Genomic DNA, 20972 nt, shown 5'->3' with positions numbered 1-20972 from the left:
AAAGGCCGTTGACAAAATCTCGGGTGGGTTGCTATAATTTTTTATTTCTTTGACAAAATAAGCGTATGCTGTTATAATAGAACCAAGCGAGGTGGATGGAACAATGGCAAGAAATGCGTTGCTTGACATTAAGCGTAGTTTAGACGGACACATTGGTGAGCGCATTATGCTCAAGGCTAATGGGGGTCGCCGAAAAACCGTCGAACGAAGTGGCATCCTCGAAGAAACATACCCTTCGGTGTTTGTTGTAAAGCTGGATGACGATCAGCTTTTCGAGCGGGTTTCTTACAGCTATGCCGACATCTTGACAGAAACAGTAGAATTGACGGTGTGCCGGGAGAACGAGCACATTCGCATCACATTTGTACAACAGTAGAACCTTAGGGTTCTGCTGTTTTATTTTTGCCTATTGCGTACATACTAGCATTGTCAACGAAAGGGAGGATGTCATGGGTCGCAGACGAGGCATTATGTCGGATGCATTCAAGATGGAGCTGGCCAAGGAACTGGGTTTTTACGATACGGTGAAAGCCGAGGGCTGGGGCGCCATCACGACACGCGACGCGGGCAACATGGTAAAACGTGCTGTTCAGATTGCCGAGGAAGCGTTGGCTAAAAGAAATGGTCAATAACCGTTTCTAGCGTTCGAAGTGAGAGCGATGGCTTAAACGTTCACGCTAAAACGCTCGCATCCCATTTATGAAAAACGCCAAAACGTTTTTCACTAAACACCACATCAAATCGTTGACAGGGCCGGGAGTTTCCCGGCTTTTTTTTGTACTGTCGGAAAGTTTAAGTGCGCTAAAGCGCTAAAAAGATTAGCGGAAGATAGTATAAGTGCAACTAAGGCTCCGCCAAAAGCTTGGCGTAGCCAAGTTTTCTAAACGTATAGGAATATATAAGCGTCAAGCCTATCAATTTTGGAGCGCCCAATGGAAAGAGACTCATTCCCCCGTGTATATCTTTTATGGCTGCAAGTGGCATGGAAGAGAATCCCTATGCTACAATAAGAAAACCTCTATATCTGAGGTAATTCAAGGATGGGCGACCGCGAATTAGCGGAAGGTTATTCTTGCAGAACCGGGATGACAAATCAAGAGAAGTTGATTCAGTCCGATTCTGTAAGAAAACCTCTATATCTGAGGTAATTCAAGGATGGGCGACCGCGAATTAGCGGAAGGTTATTCTTGCAGAACCGGGATGACAAATCAAGAGAAGTTGATTCAGTCCGATCCTGTAAGAAAACCTCTATATCTGAGGTAATTCAAGGATGGGCGACCGCGAATTAGCGGAAGTATATTCTTGTTGTTCCTGAAAGAGAAAATGATGTAAAGTATATACTTTCTGATACTAAAAGAACGAGTCATTTAAGATCGTAGGCAGAGGTGAAAAACGTGCGTATCTCGGTCAAAGCGCCGGCCAAAATTAATTTAACTCTCGACGTACTTGCCAAAAGGCCGGATGGTTATCATGAAGTGGAAATGGTGATGACCACCGTAGACTTGGCAGATCGTGTAGACCTAACTCTGCGCGAGGATGGCCAAATCACGCTGGACTGCTCTGCCAGCTTCGTACCTGATGATATCCGTAACCACGCGTACAAGGCTGCCGTGCTCCTGAAAGAGCGCTATCAGGTGAGCCAAGGCGTTCATTTGTATATCGACAAGCAAATCCCTGTGGCAGCCGGCTTGGCAGGTGGGAGCAGCGATGCTGCAGCGACACTGCGCGGTTTGAACCAGCTCTGGAGATTGCAGCTTTCACAAGACCAACTGGCTGAGCTAGGAGCGGAGATCGGCTCTGATGTACCGTTCTGTGTTTATGGAGGCACGGCACTGGCCAAAGGTCGGGGTGAACAGATTGTGCACCTGGGGACGCCTGCAGCATGTTGGGTGATCCTGGCCAAACCGCCTGTAGGAGTCTCTACCGCCGATGTATACGGTCAATTACGTGTTGATGAAATCGTTTCACATCCCCCGACCGGGCAGATGCTGAAGGCGATCGAGGAACAAAATTTCTCCTTGATGTGCCAATCGCTAGGCAACGTTCTGGAAAACGTAACCCTCGACATGCAGCCGCAAGTGCGCCAAATCAAAGATTTGATGGTAGCTTCGGGAGCGGACGGCGTCTTGATGTCCGGAAGCGGTCCGACGGTATTTGCGCTGGTACAAAAAGAAGCGAAGGTGCATCGAATCTACAATGCCCTGCGAGGTTTTGTAAAAGATGTATTCGTAGCCCGAATGTTAGGGGCACAAGATGGGGAAATGCTTGCATGAACACGTATAAAAGTGATACATTAGCACCATAATATTCGGTTTTGGAGGAAGAGCCATGAAGAAATTGCGTAGAAGTGCTCGTCTGGTGGATATGACGCAGCACTTGCTTGCCCATCCTCATACGCTGATTCCGCTCACTCTTTTTGCCGAACAGTATGGTGCGGCGAAATCATCCATCAGCGAAGACTTGTCGATCATCAAGGAAGCGTTTGAAGTCCAGGGTGTAGGCTTGTTGAAGACGGTGGCAGGAGCGGCTGGCGGAGTGAAGTATATCCCCCAAATGAAGACGGAGGATGCGCTTGACTTCATGCGCGTATTGATTGGTCAATTGGCAAATCCGGAACGTCTTTTGCCGGGTGGCTATTTGTACATGTCTGATATTCTCGGAAATCCATCCACGATGGCGCAGATCGGCAAACTGTTTGCGACAGCATACGCGGACAAGAACGTAGACGTGGTGATGACTGTAGAAACCAAGGGAATCCCACTGGCTTATGCGACAGCGACGTTTTTGAATGTACCTGTGGTGATAGTCAGACGTGACAACAAGGTGACAGAGGGATCGGTTGTAAGCATCAACTACGTGTCAGGTTCGAGCAAGCGAATCCAGACAATGTCACTGGCTAGACGCGGTCTGGCAGAACAATCTCGTGTTCTGATCGTAGATGATTTCATGAAAGCGGGAGGAACCTTGCGAGGGATGATTGATCTGCTCCAAGAGTTCCGTGCGACGGTGGTTGGCTGCGGTGTCCTGGTAGAAACGACGGCGGACGTCTCTGAGCGGTTGATCGACGACTACGTCTCTCTGGCCAAGCTGCAGGATGTAGATATTAAAGGCAAGCAGATTGAGATTGAGCTGGGCAGTTTTTTTGAAAGAGAAAACGGTATAGAGGGGAGCAATTAATATGGCAATCCAATTCTTATCGACGGACAAGGCTCCGGCGGCGATCGGTCCCTACAGCCAGATGGCAAAGGTAGGCCCTTTCTTGTTTGCATCTGGTCAAATTCCACTTCGCGCAGACGGAACCCTGGTAGAAGGAGACATTGTTGCCCAAACGGAGCAGGTTCTCGCTAATATCAAAGCCGTATTGGCTGAGGCAGGCGGCAGCTTGTCCAACATCGCGAAGACAACAGTCTTTATCAAGGACATGAACGACTTTGCGCAAATGAACGAGGTGTATGGCAAGCATTTTGGCGATCACAAGCCTGCCCGTTCCACAGTCGAAGTAGCTCGTTTGCCGCGCGATGTAAAGGTAGAGATTGAATTTGTGGCTTATTTTGAAGAGAAATAGTTGATAAGATACAGGAGAAACAGCCCGATGTACGATCGTGCATGGGGCTGTTTTTGCAAAAAAATGCATGTCTTGTGTTGAATAATATATTTTTTTGAAAAATTTAAATAAAGTTAGCAGGAATATTTACCCAGAGGGTGGAAATACTCCTAAACGTTTTTTATAGATAAAGGGAGTGAACTCGATGGAAGTTACAGACGTTAGACTTCGCCGCGTGAATACGGATGGTAGGATGAAAGCGATTGCGTCCATTACAATTGACCATGAATTCGTGGTTCATGATATCCGTGTCATCGATGGAAACAACGGCATGTTCGTGGCGATGCCAAGCAAGCGTACACCCGATGGCGAATTCCGCGATATTGCCCACCCCATTTCTTCGACAACCCGCGAAAAAATTCAAGCAGCTGTTTTGAATGAGTACGATCGCGTAGGACAAGAAGAAGAAAGCACCATCGAAGCTGGTGCATAAGAAATAACAAACAAGCACCCTGTCACTTGGCAGGGTGCTTCACTGTCTTTCCCACGTAGCCTGTCTTTCCCACGTAGCCTGTCTTATTCCACGTAGCATTTCTCCAGATCCTGCTTGATTTTTTCCTGATCCATTCCTTCCCCGATGAACACGGCCACCATTTTTGGACCAAAATTCTCAAAAGGGAACATAAGAACCTGATTGTCCGTATGCTGAAAGGAAATCAGTTCTTTTTTGCCGTGAAACAGCACATATCCCTTGGCCCTGTACACGTTCTTGGGCAGGTCGTACAGGAAGTCCTCAAACTTCTCGCCGTCTACAGGCGCAGTGAAAGGATAGGCAAAGGTTTCGATGCTATTGTAGAGTGAGGGCTGGCTTGTTTTTATACCAAGTGACTGCTTGATTTTGTCCATCGGAGAAAGACGTCCGATGCTTTTTTGTACCGAAACCGTCTGGGGCTGCTCTTCTCGCTCTGGCGGGGTGATTCGTTTGACTGACAAAAGAAGGTTCAGATCGACTTCACTACGTATCGTTTCGTACAGAGGAGCGTGAGGGTTCAATTCTCTCAGCTTCGCCTGGACCTTTTGGAGGACGTCAGGAGTGGTCAAATCAGTCTTGTTGACCAAAAGCAGATCGGCATACCTCACCTGATTGCGGATGGTCTTCACCAAAGAGCCAGTCGATTGAAAACGGGAGTTCAGGTCCAGGAAGCGCGAGGCATCGATGACACTGATCGTGCCTTTTAAATCCAGCCGGTCGTAAAGCTCGGGGTGTGTCAGGCCGTCGATGACATCGATTGGATCCGCTACACCTGTGGTCTCGATGAGAATTTTATCTGGTTTTAGAGAAGCAAGTATTTCCTTTAATCCTTCGGTGAGTTCACCGCGGATCGAACAACAGATGCAGCCATCGAGCATCTTTTTTACAGGAAAGCCAAATCCCTGAAGCTGTTCTCCGTCAATATCTTCCTCTCCCATTTCATTCATCAATACGACAACTTCGCCATCCTGTTCTCGCAAGGATCCAAGCAAATTATGCAAGAGAGTCGTTTTTCCACTCCCCAAATAGCCAGTCAGCAAGTATACGTGCGTACTCATCGAATCTTGCCTCCTCCCGCATTACCCGTGTTTTTCAACAATATATCATAGTTTTGTCCGAATATTAAATGTTGTCGGATGTATGTCAATCTCTAGATATTCGAGGATATCCTGTACCGATTGTCTTGAAATCCACATATGATTAAGATATAGTCATTGTGGAACTTCTACGATGGAGGGTTGACATGTCTAAGATCCATGCCGTGGTCCTGGCTGCAGGTCAGGGGACGCGGATGAAATCGAAACTGCACAAGGTATTGCATCCTGTGTGCGGGAAGCCGATGGTCCAGCATGTAGTGGATACGCTGGCTGCCATGCAGGTTGAGGATATCGTTGTCGTCGTAGGTCATGGTGCTGATGCCGTCCAAGCTGAGCTAGGCGATGGTGTCACATATGCACGACAAGAAAAACAGTTGGGCACGGCACATGCTGTCCAACAGGCGGCGCCGTTTTTACTAGATAAAGAAGGTACTACATTTCTTCTGTACGGAGATGTTCCGCTTCTGTCTGTGGAAACACTGACAGCACTGCGCAGCTATCACGAAGAGCAGCAGGCAGCAGCTACGGTTTTGACTGCTGTACTTCCGAACCCGACTGGCTACGGACGGATAGTTCGCAATGAGACGGGCGAAGTATTGCGAATCGTGGAACACAAGGACGCCAGCTCTGAGGAACGGGCGATCCAGGAAATTAATACAGGCATATACTGTTTTGACAATCTGAAATTGTGGAAAGCCTTGAAGGAAGTGAAAAATGACAACGTTCAAGGTGAATACTATCTAACAGATTGTGTCGGTATACTGCGGAATCAAGGGGAAAAAGTGGTTGGCTTTGCCGCTGACGATCCGGATGAGACGATGGGGATTAATGATCGCGTGCAATTGTCAGAAGCGGAAGCCTATTTGCGCCGTCGAATTGTGGTCGGGCATATGCGCAATGGCGTGACAATCATCGATCCAAGCTCCACGTATATTGAAACGGATGTCAGCATCGGCGCCGATACCATAATCCAACCGGGAACCTTTCTGCGGGGACGGACAACCATTGGTACAGATTGTGTCATTGGTCCGCAAGCAGATCTGACAGATGTAAAAGTTGAAGACAATGTAAGCATTACGTATGCAGTAATGGTAGAGGCGAGTGTCGCTGCACAGGCAACAGTCGGCCCTTATGCTTATGTACGTCCAGGCTCCGAGATCGGACCTGGTGTGAAGATCGGCGATTTTGTGGAATTGAAAAATGCGAAAATCGGGGAAGGTAGCAAAATTCCTCATCTCAGCTATGTAGGAGACGCCGAGATCGGAGCAGGTGTCAACATCGGCTGTGGAACGATTACGGTCAATTATGACGGCGCTGTCAAGCACAAGACGGTGGTAGACGACGGCGCGTTCGTGGGGTGCAACACCAATCTGGTCGCACCTGTGAAGGTAGGAAAGAATGCGTATGTAGCAGCGGGTTCGACTATTCACCAGGATGTGCCGGACGATGCGCTCGCTATCGCACGGGAGAGACAAGTCAACAAACTGGATTACGCCAACAGAATGCCTCGCAAGGGCAAAAAGCAATCATAACGGGAGGTTCTTGAGAAGATCATGGCTAACTACCGCGACCCAAAACTGAAGGTATTTACGTGCAACGCCAACCCAGAGCTGGCAAAGGAAATTGCTGAACACATTGGTGTACCGCTCGGAAATGCACAGGCTGTGCAATTTAGCGATGGAGAGTGCCAAATTAAACTGAATGAAAGCGTTCGCGGTTGTGACGTATTTGTCATTCAGCCGACATCTGCTCCCGTTAACGAGCATTTGATGGAGCTTCTGGTAATGGTGGACGCATTGAAGCGTGCTTCCGCCAAAAGCATCAACGTAGTGATTCCATACTACGGCTATGCACGTCAAGATCGCAAGGCTCGTGCTCGCGATCCGATCACAGCGAAACTGGTTGCCAACCTGATTGAGACAGCAGGGGCTCAACGTGTCATCACGATGGACCTCCATGCTACCCAAATCCAGGGCTTCTTCGACATCCCGGTTGATCACCTGTTGGGTGTTCCAATCCTGGCGAAGCACTTTGCTGAAAAAGGCCTTCAAGACATCGTGGTGGTGTCTCCCGATCATGGTGGAGTTACGCGTGCCCGTAAATTGGCAGAGCGCTTGGAAGCACCCATTGCGATTATCGACAAGCGCCGTCCTGAACCGAACGTAGCAGAAGTGATGAACATTGTCGGTCACATCGAGGGCAAAACAGCCATCATCATTGACGATATTATTGATACAGCTGGAACGATTACACTGGCGGCTAATGCGCTGGTGGAAGCAGGCGCGCGCGAAGTGTACGCATGCTGTACACATCCGGTTCTCTCTGGCCCTGCCATCGAACGGATTACGAATTCCAAGATCAAGGAACTGATCGTAACCAACTCGATTCCTCTGAAAGAAGAGAAAATCACAGATAAAATTACCGTTCTGTCCGTAGCGCCAATCATCGGCGAAGCAATTATTCGCGTACACGAAGAGCTGTCTGTAAGCAAATTGTTCGACTAAAAACGACATGCCCCCTTTGCTTGGGGAATGAAATTACCTCCAATGGACAAGCTAGTGAGGAAACTTTTACTAGCTGCCTTAAGGAGGTTTTTTTGTGGAAGCGATACAGGCTCAAGTGCGTGCCAAAGAATCAGGCAACTATGTCAGACAGCTTCGGCGCAACGGCTGGGTACCTGCTGTAGTATACGGCACAAATTTCAACAATCAGACGATCCAGATAAAAGGCCGGGAGCTGGATGCGGCATTGCGCAATCAGGCGACCAACAAACCGTTCCGTTTGGAAGTAGCTGGTCAGACACAAGATGTGATGGTGTACGAGTTGCAACGCCATCCCTTGTTTGGGAATATTTTGCATGCTGATTTTAAACGAATCAGCATGAATGAAAAAATCGACACGACGGTTCCTGTTCTGATGACGGGTGATCCTGAGCTAGGTGTGGCCACGCTGGTTCGTCACAGTGTGGAGGTGAGCTGTCTGCCTGGCAATATCCCAGCGTCCTTTACAGTCGATGTCGATGGGCTCAACATTGGAGACGTCATCCTCGTTCAGGATCTGGAAATACCGGCTGGAGTAGAAGTAGGGCTGGATGGTACGGAAGTGCTGATCAGCATTCTGCCAGTAAAAGCGGCATCGGAAGAGTCGCTCGAAGCGCAGGATGAAGCAGAGGCTGTAGCCGAGAAGGCTGGAACGACAGAAGAAGCGAAAAAAGTGTAGGTGAAGCACCCCGGTCTCGCCACCGGGGGTTTTTTGCTTCTCTTTTGCCAGGAACCGCTTTGTCCGAGGCTTGATAATCGGGCTTTTTCCGGTACAATGGGGAAAGAGTAGGAGGGAAACGGCGTGAAAGTAATCATCGGACTGGGTAACCCAGGGAAAAAATATGAGGAAACGAGACATAATGCTGGTTTTATGACCATAGATACAATTAGCGAGAAGTGGGGTATTCCCGTTACGCAGAACAAGTTTCGTGCGCTTGTGGGAGAAGGCCGACTGGAGGGAGAAAAGGTACTGCTTGTCAAACCGCAGACCTATATGAACCTCTCGGGTGAATCGGTCGCAGAGATCCTCCATTTTTATAAGCTGATTCCAGATGAACTGGTGGTTATTTTTGACGACCTGGATTTGCCTACTGGACAGCTGCGCCTGCGGGAAAAGGGCAGTGCAGGCGGTCACAACGGAATCAAATCGATGATTCAGCATCTGGGCACACAAGAGTTCAAACGCATCAAGGTAGGAATTGGACGACCGGAGCCAGGTAGAAGCGTGAGTGATTATGTGCTGCAAACCTTCCCTGCTGCCGAGCGAAAAGCGATTGACGAGGCGGTCAGCCTGGCTGCCGAAGCAGCTGCGATGTGGGTCAAAGAGCCCTTTCTCAAGGTGATGAACCATTACAATAGTTTGAAGTAGCGTGTGCCCTCTAGTATGATTTTCCACTCTCACGACCATACTATCGATAAATGGTGTGGGGGTGGCATATACATGAGCATACGCTACACGTGTCGTTGTTGCGGTATGAAAATTGCCGAATTTGATGAATCACAGGTAACGGAAAATCAGCTCGGGTTTGATTCCTTGACCGAAGAAGAACGGGCTCTTATAATATCGAGAGAACAAAGTGGAGATACGGTGGTCCGCATTACATGCGACTACTGCCGTGAAGCACTGAATTGGAACCCGGAGCTTTCACTCGTCGGAAATCCGCTGCAATAACCTGAGGCGGATGTACAGGGATAGGAAGAAGGCTTGCCATGAAGGCCTTAGCTTGGGGAGCTAAGGCTTCTTTTCGCATGGTTGATCCAAAGCCCCATCTCTTGTGATGGTTTAGAGGAATGAATACGCCGTACGACAGTAGAACTAGAGAGGGGATTAGTGAATGCAAGTCATCATTAACCCGATGAAACAGGACGTCAATGTCGGGACGATTGTGGCGGGTCTGGAACAAGGCTTGAATGAACAGCTTGTTTCAGGGCTGGCTGGCTCGGCTAGGCAGACGCTCATGGCCGCATTGAAGGAGATGACGAATCGTCCGGTTTGCGTCGTCACCCATAACATGTATCAAGCACAAAAAGTATACGAGGATTTGATTGAGCTGGTACCAGCCGATCAAGTGCTGCTGTATCCGGGCAACGAGCTGATCGGCTCAGAGCTTGCTGTCGCCAGTCCGGAAATGCTGGAGCAGCGCATCCATGTGTTCAACCGTCTGGCCCAGGGCTTTACGGGTTTTTTGGTTGCGCCATTTGCTGGTTTGCGCCGCTTGGTCGTTCCTCCATACATATGGAAAAATGCCCAGATCGAGCTAAACGTCGGAGAGGAATTGGACATTGATTCGTTCCTGCTCAAGTGCATCGAGCTCGGTTATGAGCGGGTGGATATGGTGGAGCGAAAGGGCGAGCTCAGCGTTCGCGGAGGAATCATCGACTTGTATCCGATCGATTCCGAGTGGCCGGTAAGGATTGAATTGTTTGACGTGGAGATCGATTCTATTCGTACCTTTGACATGGGGTCTCAGCGCTCTTTGACCTCTGTTCAGAAATATTTGCTTGGCCCAGCGAAGGAAATGATCGTCTCTACACCGCTCTTGCAGGAAGCCGCTGTCCGATTGGAGCAAAAGCTCGGAGAGACGGTAGCCAAGCTCAAGGACGGGGCTGCCAAGGAAAAAGTCGTAGAGCGGATTGGTTCTGACGTAGAACGCATGGCACAAGGGCAGCGCTTTGCCAATCTGTACGCCTACATCTCCGTGATCTACCCTACGCAGGACACGCTGCTGTCTTTCATGCCGTCGGACACTATTTTGATCATGGATGAGCCTTCCCGCGTGATGGATACTGCGGCACAATTGCAAAAAGAAGAAGGCGAATGGCTGACCGGGCGTATCATCCAAGGCGAGTACATGTCCAACCTGACGCTGTCTCGCACGTATGATGAGCTTCTTTCTGCAAAGAAACGACAGATGATTTACTTGTCGTTGTTCTTGAGGCAGTCTCCTAAGACACAGCCGCAAAATATCGTCAATCTGACCTGTCGCAGCATGCAAAATTTCCATGGGCAAATGAATGTGCTCAAAACAGAGCTGGCTCGCTGGAAAAAGTCCCAGGATCAGATCATTTTTGTCGCTGCCGACCAGGAGCGAGCGAAGCGTCTGGAGCGCGTTTTGCACGACTATGAGATGGAAGCGGATTTGCTGCTGGATTCTGTGGAAACGGTACCACCTGGACGTCCGACCATTATTCTGGGCAACCTGCAGTCTGGATTTGAACTGCCGCTCAACAAGCTTGTCGTCATAACCGAGGGTGAAGTCTTTACAGCCAAGCAGCGCAAAGCGCGCAAAGTGCAGTCGACGATGAGCAACGCAGAACGCATCAAAAACTACCTGGAGCTAAAGCCGGGTGATTACGTCGTTCACGTGAATCACGGGATCGGGAAGTATCTGGGGATCGAAACCAAGGAAATACTCGGAATTCATAAAGATTACTTGCATATTCAATACGCGGCTGGAGACAGCCTGTTTGTGCCGATCGACCAGATCGACCATGTGCAAAAGTACGTGGCGAGCGAGGAAGCACAACCGAAAATATACAGTCTGGGTGGAAATGAATGGAAGCGCGTCAAGAACAAGGTGCAGTCTTCGGTCAAGGATATTGCCGAGGATTTGATCAAGCTGTACGCTTCCCGCGAATCGGCAGTCGGTCATTCCTTTTCTGCGGATACCTTGGAGCAGCGTGAATTTGAAGCGATGTTCCCTTATCAGGAGACCGTCGACCAACTCAAAGCGATCAGTGAAGTCAAGGCAGACATGGAACGAAGAAGACCGATGGATCGTCTCGTATGTGGGGACGTTGGTTATGGAAAGACGGAGGTTGCGATTCGCGCTGCTTTCAAGGCCGTGATGGATGGAAAGCAGGTAGCGGTGCTTGTACCGACGACGATCCTGGCTCAGCAGCATTACGAGACGTTCCGGGAGCGCTTCGCCGACTATCCGATTCGCGTCGAGGTGCTGAGTCGCTTTCGTTCACGCAAGGAGCAAAATGCAAGCTTGAAGGGCTTGAAGGAAGGCACCGTAGACGTCGTAATCGGGACACATCGATTGCTCTCCAAAGATTTGACGTTCCGCGATCTGGGACTGCTGATAGTGGACGAGGAGCAGCGTTTTGGCGTCAGCCACAAGGAAAAGCTGAAACAAATGAAAACCAATGTAGACGTCATGACGTTGACGGCTACACCGATTCCAAGGACCTTGCACATGTCGATGCTTGGGGTGCGGGACCTTTCTGTTATTGAGACCCCGCCGGAAAATCGTTTTCCTGTCCAAACCTATGTCATGGATTACAGCCCGGCGCTGGTGCGTGAGGCCATCGAAAGAGAAATGGCACGAGACGGTCAGGTATTTTTCCTTTACAACCAGGTGCAAGGGATCGAGCAGATGGCAGAGCAGATTTCGATGCTGGTTCCAGATGCACGAATTGCCGTCGCGCACGGTCAGATGAACGAGAGTGAGCTGGAAGCGGTGATTCTCGATTTCCTGGAAGGGAATTACGACGTCCTGGTCAGCACGACGATTATCGAGACCGGGGTGGACATTCCCAACGTCAATACCTTGATTATCTACAATGCTGATAAAATGGGCTTGTCCCAGCTTTATCAGCTGCGTGGACGGGTAGGTCGCTCCAATCGGATCGCGTATGCCTATTTTACGTATCAGCGTGACAAGGTACTGACAGAAGTAGCAGAGAAGCGTCTGCAAGCGATCAAGGAATTTACAGAGCTTGGTTCCGGATTCAAGATCGCCATGCGCGACTTGTCCATCCGCGGAGCCGGTAATTTGTTGGGAGCGGAACAGCACGGCTTTATTAACTCTGTCGGTTTTGATCTGTATAGCCAGATGCTGAAGGAAGCGATTGACGAGCTGAAAGGTGAACCAAGGCAGGAGCTTGTGACGCCAGTCGAGATCAACCTGCAGCTGGATGCCTATATTCCTTCGCTCTACATTACCGACAGTCGACAAAAAATCGAGATGTACAAAAAATTCGTTGCCGTTTCTACTTTGGAGGATGTCGATGATCTGGCCGAAGAATTGCTGGATCGTTTTGGCCCCGTCCAAAAGCCTGTGGAGAACTTGCTGACGATATCCCGATTGCGTGTCTATGCCCTGAAGCACCACATCACCGAAATCAGTCAAAAAAATCCGGACGAGATCAAGCTGTACCTGCATACCAGTCAGAACGAGAACATCGATGGAGGAGCCTTGTTTGCGCTCACCAGTGGCTGGGGCAGAAGGGTTGGTCTCTCAGGTGGACAACAGATCGTCATTACTGTTAAAGTAAAAGGGTTGCAAGAAGATGAGGGCGTTCAGTTGGTTGAAAAACTGTTGCGGCAATTTCACCAGGTGCGCAAAGACACGGGTAAGGAAAGCCCAGTCTCCTGATGTGGTGACTGCGGGCTTCCCAGAAAGGGAGATCCACATATGAAAATGAAACGTTCTTTAGCGATTTTATCTTCTGTTACATTAGCAATGGCATTGCTGGCCGGATGCGGCAATGCCAAAGAAAACGAGCAGTCTAACGGACAAACACCGTCCAATCAGACCGAGGCTGGACAAAATGGGGAGCAGACACCTGCAGCTGATCCCAACGATCCTTTGGCTCAATTTCCAAAGCTTGACATGCCGTTTACCGTAGCAGCCGATGCGACGATTGTGGAATATCAAGGCGGTAAATTGACAGGAAAAGAGTTTGAAGAGTTCCTGCGTGCCATCAACTTCATGAATCCACAGCAGGGAAGCATGATCGAGATCGCCGACAAGGATGCGCTCAAAGCCTTTGCACGTGAGTACACGGCTACGAAAATTTTGTCTGGGCGTGCGGACGAAGCGATCAAAAAGGAATCGAAGGACATGGCAGAGCAAACCTTCGAGAAAATAAAAGGGCAGTATCTTGGATTCTTTGGCAAGGACGAAGCCAAGTTTGAGAAGTTCCTGGAAGGGCAAGCTGTATCCAAGGAGATGATCGTAGGTCAAATGGCGATCATCAACGATTCAATCAATGTCCTGAAGAAGGAAATTGGCGATGAAGATCTCAAGAAAGAATTCGATGCACTGGATAAGGCTAACCGGACTGTGGCATCTGTTCGCCACATCCTGATTTCTACAGAACAGCGCCCACAAGAGGAAGCGCTGAAACTGGCTCAGGATCTGGAAGCTCGCCTGAAAAAGGGTGAAGACTTCGCCAAGCTGGCAACTGAATTTACAGACGACCCAGGCAGCAAGGAAACGGGCGGTCTGTATGAGGATACTGTAGTGACGCAATGGGTTCCTGAATTTAAAGAAGCTGCGCTGACCCAACCAGTTGGCGAAGTGGGGCCGCCTGTCAAAACCGATTACGGCTACCACATCGTAAAAGTGGAAAAGCGCACAGAGAAGACTTTTGATGAGATGAAAGAGCAGCTTCGTGCGCAAGCTTTGGAGAAGGCTTACGATGCCTTCAGCAAGAATGATCTGGACAAGCTGATCAGCAATTACAATATTCCGGAGCCGAAGCAACCGGCGACGAAATAAGGATGAAAAAACAGGGGGTGGGAGCACTCCCTGTTTTTTCGTTTTCTCGCATATTCTTGAAACAGGAACAAATACTATAATCACTCGCTACCGCCCGGGGGAGAGTAATCAAGACGAGTTGGAAAAAGTTGCTGCCAATACGCATAGGTAAAATTAGAATTTCAGGAAAAAATACAGGTATCCAACCACCAAGCACCTATTCACTACCCAACTTCTTTAGGGAAAGCGAGGCAACAAGACATGAAAGCAACTGGTATCGTTCGTCGAATTGACGACCTCGGTAGGGTCGTGATTCCCAAGGAGATTCGCCGTACACTTCGCATTCGTGAGGGCGATCCGCTTGAGATTTTCGTAGACCGTGACGGAGAAGTTATTCTCAAGAAGTATTCGCCCATTGGAGAACTTGGTGATTTTGCAAAAGAATACGCTGACTCTCTGTATGAGAGCTTGAACCATACTGTGTTGATATCAGACCGAGACAGCGTAATCGCCGTAGCTGGAGCGTCCAAAAAGGAATACTTGGAAAAAGCGATTGGCAGTATCGTAGAGAAATGTCTTGAAGAGCGCAAAACGCGGTTGGAGAAAAATTCGGGAACGTACGAAATTTGTCGCGATGTGAATGAGACCTATGGTTCGTTCGTTGTCGCACCGATTGTCGCAGGCGGTGACCCGATTGGTTCGGTAATCTTGCTCAACAAAAACGAATCGACCAAGATGAGCGATTTGGAAATGAAGATGTCTGAGACAGCTGCAGGATTCTTGGCAAAACAGATGGAGCAATAGCGAGAGCAGGAAGGTGTTCGAAAAAGCAGCCACCACATCATGGGGCTGCTTTTTTGTACGTGTAAAAAAGTTAGTTTAATGGTTTTCGTACGTGCTCGACAATGATTCTCGCACCGCTGGAATGGATCAACCAGTCGAATAGGGGAGCATGTCCAGTTTTTCTAATACGCAAATGCCTGTGGTATAATGTACGAAGTTTCAGCTTGGAGAGGAGAACGTTCACGTATATGGCTCAAGAAAAGACATCTTTACTGTTTGTGAAAGGCGCCGCGATTCTCGGGGTAGCCGGTCTTGTCTCCAAACTTTTGGGAGCGGTATATCGTATTCCTTATCAAAACATCGCCGGTGACATCGGATTGTACGTATATATGCAAGTATACCCGTTGTATACCACACTGCTGATCTTGGCTACGGCTGGTTTTCCCATCGCGATTTCCAAGATCGTCTCAGAGCGCATGGCTATTGGGGATGTAGGAGGAGCACGAAAATCATTTCGTGTAGCCAGCATCGCCTTGCTCATTCTCGGGTTCTTTTTTTTCCTCGTCTTATATGGGGGAGCGCCTTTGATTGCGGGATTCATGGGTGACGATCATCTGACCACCCCATTGCGCGCAGTTGCCTTATCACTGCCGTTACTTCCGATGGTAGCGATTCTGCGCGGCTATTTCCAGGGTCACCAGAACATGATGCCGACAGGTGTCTCACAGGTCATCGAACAGTTTGTCCGCGTGATTTTCATCCTGATTGCCGCCTATGTGGCGATGTACATCTATGAAGATGCCTATATGGCCGGTACGGGAGCAGTATTTGCAGCATTTCCTGGCGGCGTGGCGGCTGCACTGGTCTTGTTGTGGTATTGGAGACGGGACAAGCAAAAAGGGGAAGCACAGGTAGCTGAGGTGGAGCAATCTGCCAGCATCAGCAACTGGAGCAATCGGCAAATCCTGAATAGCTTGTTGAAATACGCGCTGCCGATCTGTATTGGAGCTCTGGTGCTCCCGCTTATACCGTTGGTCGACTCTATTACAGTCATCAACATGCTGCAATGGAGCGGGCTGGAAGAGCATGCGGCCAAGCTGTTAAAAGGAGCTTTTGACCGCAGTCAGCCTTTGATCCAATTTGGGACGTTTTTTGCAACTTCACTCTCGCTTGCTTTGGTTCCAGCGATCAGTGAGGCAGCTGCCCAGCGTCAAAAGCAATTGATTGCCACCCGTTCCGAGATTGCGATTCGCCTTACTTTTTTGTTGGGTCTGCCAGCTTCCTTCGGACTCGCGCTTTTGGCTGAGCCGATCAATGTGATGCTGTATGGAGACAGCAACGGGACAGAAGCGATCGCCGTTCAATCCTTTACGATTCTGTTCGCTACGCTGAGTATCGCGAGCGCTGGGATCTTGCAAGGACTGGGGAGAGTTATGCGCCCTGCTCGCAACCTGACGATAGGGGTTATTGTAAAGCTCGTGTTCAATCTCTTGTTGGTTCCTTTTTGGGGGATTACAGGGGCAGCGGTGTCTACGGTGTTGGCCTATTTGGTGGCGATGGGCCTCAATGTCCTCGGAGTCAAAAAATATACGGGTGCACGAATTGGATTGCGTCAAACAGCACTTAAGCCTACGATCTCTGTGTTGATCATGGCGGTTGTTGTACTGGCTGTCGAGTGGGCGGGACTTGTTCTCTTCGGCGGAGTCATCCAGTCGGAGCGTCTCTTGCATACCTTGGTTGGTCTTTTGGCAGTGGGTTCAGGGGCGATCTTCTATCTGCTGGCGCTGCTGAAGACAGGTGGCTTGACCAAGAACGATATTCACTTTTTGCCAAAAGGAAAGCGTATTGCTTCCTTGCTCACCCGACTTCGCTTGCTGCCTCCGAGCAAGGATCATGTTGAGAACGCGTAAGGAGATGTGACGATTGGACATGAAGAAAAGCACGATTACCGTAGTAGGCTTGGGAGCCGGAGACCTGGATCAGCTGCCTTACGGGATTTATCGCAAGCTGACACAGGCGAGCCACCTTTTTCTGCGGACAAAGGAGCACCCTGTGGTTACGCAGTTGACTGCAGAAGGCATCGCGATGGAATCCTTCGATGAGGTTTATGAACAGCACGAGTCGTTTGCCGACGTGTATGCTGACATCGTCGAAAGACTGTTTACCGCGGCTGAAACAGAAGGAAATCTTGTCTACGCTGTACCTGGTCATCCGCTGGTGGCAGAGCGTACTGTACAGCTTCTGCTGGAACAGGGAGAAGCAAGAGGTGTTCAGATCGAGATCGGCGGGGGACAAAGCTTTATCGATCCTTTGTTTGCGAGACTGCAAATAGACCCGATCGAGGGCTTTTCCCTGCTGGACGGAACAGCACTCAAAGCACATGAGATCGCTGTGGGCCTGCACACGATTATTGCGCAGGTATACGATGCGTTTGTCGCATCTGATGTCAAGCTGACGCTCATGGAAGTCCTGCCGGATGACTATCAGGTGACTGTAGCGACAGCGGTTGGCGTAGCTGGCCAGGAGCGAATCGAGACCGTTCCTTTGTATGAGCTGGATCGCCTGGACCACTTCGGCAATCTGTCTTTGGTCTACGTACCGCCGACCAAAGAGGAGCGCATCTCGTATCGGCAGTTCTCCTACCTGAAAGAGATTGTTGAGATTCTTCGCAGTCCGGACGGATGTCCGTGGGACCGCGAGCAGACGCACCAGAGCATCCGTAAAAATCTGATTGAAGAGACGTATGAAGTCCTGGAGACGATCGATGATGAAGACCCGGATGCCATGTGCGAGGAGCTGGGCGACCTGCTGATGCAGATCATGCTTCATTCTCAGATGGCTGCTGAGGAAGGGTACTTTACAGTAGACGATGTCGTCGCCGGGTTAAACGAAAAGCTGGTGCGTCGTCACCCGCATGTGTTTGGTGAAAAAAGCGCGGATGATGCGACAGAGGCATTGGCCAATTGGCAGGAAATCAAAGCGCAGGAAAAAGCGGCAAAGGGCATTGACGTGGACAACCAATCCCATCTGGCTGGCATCCCGCGCGATCTACCTGCACTGATGTACGCTTACAAGCTCCAGAAAAAGGCGGCCCAGATCGGTTTTGACTGGGACGATGTGGCGGACGTCTACGGAAAAGTGGAGGAAGAGTACCGCGAGCTGCGTGAAGCTTCAGAAGGAGAGCGGGCAGGGGAATTGGGGGATCTGCTCTTCGCAGTGGTCAACCTGGCACGCTTCCTCAAGCTGGACCCGGAAGAAGCGCTCGCCATGACGAACAAAAAGTTCAAACGCCGTTTTTCCTATATAGAAGCAAAGCTGAAGGAAGCAGGTCGCTCTTTTGATGAGACCGATCTACAGGAGATGGACAAGTGGTGGGAGGAAGCCAAGCACCACGAACGAGGGGGAGATGGAAAATGAGATTGGACAAGTATCTGAAGGTATCCAGGTTGATCAAACGTCGTACGCTAGCCAAAGAGGTATGCGACAAAGCACGGGTGGAAATCAATGACCGTCCAGCCAAGGCATCCAGCAACGTCAAGATTGGCGATAAGCTGGCGATTCGCTTTGGTCAAAAGATCGTGACTGTGAAAGTCGAAGACATCAAGGAAAACCCGCGCAAGGAAGAAGCAGCATCCCTGTACAGTGTGCTTGGTGAAGTGCCGGTACCTCGCGATGAAAAGGAAGAGGACGCTTATTTGAAAGGCTAGGCTATCGATTCGTCAAAGAGGCTGCAAAAGCAGTCTCTTTTTTGTGGCAAAAAAAGGATATAATAGTGATGCCCGGATACAGATCAGAAGGGGTGTGTAAGAAATGAATAATGTCAATGTCGTACGACTTGGATATTTGTTAGGGATTTCTCTATTGCTCTCTGCTCTCTTGTATTTTTTTGCATCGAATTGGCCTGCCTTGGAACGTTGGGGAAAGATTGGGATTAGCATATCTGTGATGGTGCTTTTTTATCTGGCTTCGTACCTGGTGGCCCTGCTGTTAAAAAGGCAACCGTTTATCAGTAACTGGCTGTTGCTAGCGGGCTGTCTTTCATTCGGGGTCAGCATTGCCTTACTTGGGCAAATCTACAATTCCCACGCAGATAGCTACATGCTTTTTGTGGTCTGGTTCTTGCCAAGTATCCTGTTTGCCTTTTTGACGCGATATCAGCCCTTTTACGTTCTGAGCTATGTACTTGCACATCTGGCGCTCTGGTTCTTTCTCGATCCTTCCGTGGTTCAGGTTGTACGCACCGATGAGTGGTGGTATATGGTCTTCTGGATCATCGCGCTGCTGAATCTCATGATGTTCTGGCTTACTTCCACCAATCGCCTGCAGTCTTCGGCAATACGCTATTTGTCATTCTCTGTTTTTTCCGTGGCGCTATTTGCCTCTTCCTTTGTAGATGTCTACGGTCCCTTTCCAGAGCTTCTCTACATGCTGGTCGGAGCACTCCTGTTTTTTGCCTTTTTGAAATGGATGCCTAGCCGGGGTTTGCTGATTGCTACGTCAGCATTTCTTGCCTTGTTTTTACTGGCGAATTTCTTTTGGTATATGGCGGAGTACTTCTCGGAAGGATTCCTGGTCTTGAGCCTGTTGGCAGCAGCTGCTCTGGTATGGGGGGCTGTGGAGGCTGCGAAATGGCTGAAAAAAGCGTCGAGTCATCAGGATAAATTATGGATTCGCATCATTCAGGAAGCATTTATGGTACTGGTCACTACGGTGGCTTCGCTCATTGCTTCTGCCTCGATTACGGGACTGCTTTTTCTGATGATCGAGGACGACGTGGGATATGCGGTCTTTTTCCTGGCTATCCTAGGCTTTTTGATGCCTGTAGTGTTCTACATGGAGATGAATCCTACGATTCGCTACACGCTGCTGATGATGGGGTACCTGCTCGGCGCCTCCTCAGCACTATACTTGGACAATTGGTTGTGGATGCTCTTTTTGCTGATGGTCGTCGTGATTTGGATCATCCGGCCAAGCATACCTGGAAGATTATTGTCGCAATTGACTTTCCTTGTCGTCTTGTACATCAAACTGATCGATCGTATCGAAAATGAATGGATCTTGCTGCTGTTTTTCCTTTTTCAGATGGCGATGTACTTCTTTTTGCGGCATTCTCCGGTCTTGCGCAACAGTTCGCTATGCTACGCGATGCTTTTCCTCCTGATCCTGACGGAATCGACGTTCAATACGAGCTTTACGGTGGTCGTCAATCTCGGCTTTTTCGCACTTAGCACGTTTTTGGTGTACTGGACGTTGCATCGCGGGAGCCGATGGGAATTCGGCATCTCACTCGGGTTCTGGTTTGCTTTTATCGTCATGAAATACTACGACTTTTTCTGGAGTCTTTTGCACAAGTCTTTCAGTCTGCTGTTGTTGAGCGTCGTCTTCTTTGCAGTCAGCTACTGGCTGGATCGACGGAGTAAATTCGACGGGTCAACTGGCAGTTCAGCCATTTTTGCTGCCAAACAGCTGGTGCTTCTGCCTGTCATCGTACTTCAATTGGCTATACTGGGTTATCAGGTCTGGAGCAGTGAAACCATTTTGGCAGAAGGCACACTCGTCAAGCTGGAGCTGCAGCCAGTCGATCCTCGTTCCCTGCTGCAAGGGGATTACGTCCGACTGAGCTACACCATATCCAATTTGGGTGAGCACGATGTAGCACATGGCGAGAAGATACGAGTCGTCTTGAGAAAGCAACAAGATGATTTGTACGGTTTCAGCGGCTATTACGAGCTGAATGGCGTCTGGAACAAGGAATACCAGGCCATGCCTGAGGATGTGGTAATCAATGGTACGACTCTGGGCCGGGAAAGGGTCGAATACGGAATCGAAAGCTACTTTGTTCCGGAGGGCACCGGTCTGGAGGTAGAAAGGAATGCCAGGTTTGCTTTTGTGAAGGTCGGCAAAAAAGGAGACGCCATACTGGAAAGCCTGTCTGAGCATTAATAACATGGAATGGAAGATAGAAGAAGCTGCCAACGTGTAAGG

At 49.5% G+C, this 20972-nt stretch carries 19 protein-coding genes; 18 read left to right on the top strand and 1 reads right to left on the bottom strand.

Annotated features, from left to right (window positions below):
* Positions 1-103 precede the first annotated feature (103 nt).
* The 6 genes from veg to spoVG all read left to right on the top strand — a co-directional run bounded on the left by veg (position 104) and on the right by spoVG (position 4037).
* Positions 104-376: a biofilm formation stimulator Veg gene (gene veg / locus EDM52_RS00275; protein ID WP_057134130.1), complete on the top strand. Its 273-nt coding sequence runs from the start codon at positions 104-106 to the stop codon at positions 374-376.
* 73 nt (positions 377-449) lie between these two features.
* Positions 450-632 carry a small, acid-soluble spore protein, alpha/beta type gene (locus EDM52_RS00270; RefSeq protein WP_122907044.1) on the top strand — a complete coding sequence of 61 codons (183 nt, stop codon included), beginning with the start codon at positions 450-452 and terminating at the stop codon, positions 630-632.
* A 753-nt stretch (positions 633-1385) separates the two neighbouring features.
* On the top strand, positions 1386-2273 hold the full coding sequence (gene ispE / locus EDM52_RS00265; RefSeq protein ID WP_276330088.1) for a 4-(cytidine 5'-diphospho)-2-C-methyl-D-erythritol kinase: 888 nt from the start codon (positions 1386-1388) through the stop codon (positions 2271-2273).
* A gap of 55 nt (positions 2274-2328) precedes the next feature.
* Entirely contained in the window at positions 2329-3177 is an 849-nt protein-coding gene (gene purR, locus EDM52_RS00260; RefSeq protein ID WP_122907042.1) for a pur operon repressor, read from the top strand.
* A 1-nt stretch (position 3178) separates the two neighbouring features.
* Entirely contained in the window at positions 3179-3565 is a 387-nt protein-coding gene (locus EDM52_RS00255) for a RidA family protein (RefSeq protein WP_122907041.1), read from the top strand.
* A 184-nt stretch (positions 3566-3749) separates the two neighbouring features.
* On the top strand, positions 3750-4037 hold the full coding sequence (gene spoVG / locus EDM52_RS00250; RefSeq protein ID WP_023558909.1) for a septation regulator SpoVG: 288 nt from the start codon (positions 3750-3752) through the stop codon (positions 4035-4037).
* An 83-nt stretch (positions 4038-4120) separates the two neighbouring features.
* Here spoVG and EDM52_RS00245 read toward each other — a convergent pair whose 3' ends face one another.
* Complete coding sequence (locus EDM52_RS00245; protein ID WP_122907040.1) at positions 4121-5134, bottom strand: CobW family GTP-binding protein; 1014 nt, start codon at positions 5132-5134, stop codon at positions 4121-4123.
* Positions 5135-5319: 185 nt separating this feature from the next.
* On the opposite strand from EDM52_RS00245, the gene glmU reads away from it, so the two are divergent.
* From glmU to EDM52_RS00185, 12 genes are all read left to right on the top strand, one after another.
* Complete coding sequence (gene glmU, locus EDM52_RS00240; RefSeq protein ID WP_122907039.1) at positions 5320-6705, top strand: bifunctional UDP-N-acetylglucosamine diphosphorylase/glucosamine-1-phosphate N-acetyltransferase GlmU; 1386 nt, start codon at positions 5320-5322, stop codon at positions 6703-6705.
* 21 nt (positions 6706-6726) lie between these two features.
* Positions 6727-7677, top strand: a complete 951-nt coding sequence (locus tag EDM52_RS00235; RefSeq protein ID WP_122907038.1) for a ribose-phosphate diphosphokinase — start codon at positions 6727-6729, stop codon at positions 7675-7677.
* A 94-nt stretch (positions 7678-7771) separates the two neighbouring features.
* Entirely contained in the window at positions 7772-8392 is a 621-nt protein-coding gene (locus tag EDM52_RS00230; protein ID WP_122907037.1) for a 50S ribosomal protein L25, read from the top strand.
* Positions 8393-8515: 123 nt separating this feature from the next.
* Entirely contained in the window at positions 8516-9082 is a 567-nt protein-coding gene (gene pth / locus EDM52_RS00225) for an aminoacyl-tRNA hydrolase (RefSeq protein ID WP_122907036.1), read from the top strand.
* Positions 9083-9154: 72 nt separating this feature from the next.
* The gene (locus EDM52_RS00220) at positions 9155-9385 is read left to right on the top strand and encodes an anti-sigma-F factor Fin (RefSeq protein ID WP_122907035.1); all 231 of its coding nucleotides are present in this window, start codon (positions 9155-9157) and stop codon (positions 9383-9385) included.
* Positions 9386-9548: 163 nt separating this feature from the next.
* Positions 9549-13097 (top strand): transcription-repair coupling factor, encoded by a 3549-nt coding sequence (gene mfd, locus EDM52_RS00215; RefSeq protein ID WP_122907034.1) that lies wholly within the window; start codon positions 9549-9551, stop codon positions 13095-13097.
* A gap of 45 nt (positions 13098-13142) precedes the next feature.
* Positions 13143-14225, top strand: coding sequence for a peptidylprolyl isomerase (locus EDM52_RS00210; RefSeq protein WP_122907063.1), 1083 nt, complete (start codon positions 13143-13145; stop codon positions 14223-14225).
* 240 nt (positions 14226-14465) lie between these two features.
* A complete protein-coding gene (gene spoVT, locus EDM52_RS00205) occupies positions 14466-15008 on the top strand; it encodes a stage V sporulation protein T (RefSeq protein ID WP_122907033.1) in 543 nt (180 codons plus the stop codon).
* Positions 15009-15235: 227 nt separating this feature from the next.
* The gene (locus EDM52_RS00200) at positions 15236-16897 is read left to right on the top strand and encodes a putative polysaccharide biosynthesis protein (protein WP_122907032.1); all 1662 of its coding nucleotides are present in this window, start codon (positions 15236-15238) and stop codon (positions 16895-16897) included.
* A 19-nt stretch (positions 16898-16916) separates the two neighbouring features.
* Positions 16917-18404 carry a bifunctional methyltransferase/pyrophosphohydrolase YabN gene (yabN, locus tag EDM52_RS00195; RefSeq protein WP_183184732.1) on the top strand — a complete coding sequence of 496 codons (1488 nt, stop codon included), beginning with the start codon at positions 16917-16919 and terminating at the stop codon, positions 18402-18404.
* Positions 18401-18694, top strand: a complete 294-nt coding sequence (locus tag EDM52_RS00190) for an RNA-binding S4 domain-containing protein (protein WP_122907030.1) — start codon at positions 18401-18403, stop codon at positions 18692-18694. The genes yabN and EDM52_RS00190 overlap by 4 nt, the downstream gene beginning before the upstream one ends.
* Before the next feature lie 103 nt (positions 18695-18797).
* Positions 18798-20930, top strand: a complete 2133-nt coding sequence (locus tag EDM52_RS00185) for a GDYXXLXY domain-containing protein (protein ID WP_122907029.1) — start codon at positions 18798-18800, stop codon at positions 20928-20930.
* Positions 20931-20972: the final 42 nt, after the last annotated feature.

It is taken from the genome of Brevibacillus invocatus, assembly GCF_003710915.1.
In the GTDB taxonomy this organism is placed as follows: domain Bacteria; phylum Bacillota; class Bacilli; order Brevibacillales; family Brevibacillaceae; genus Brevibacillus; species Brevibacillus invocatus.
This window is presented reverse-complemented; position numbering and strand designations above follow the sequence as displayed.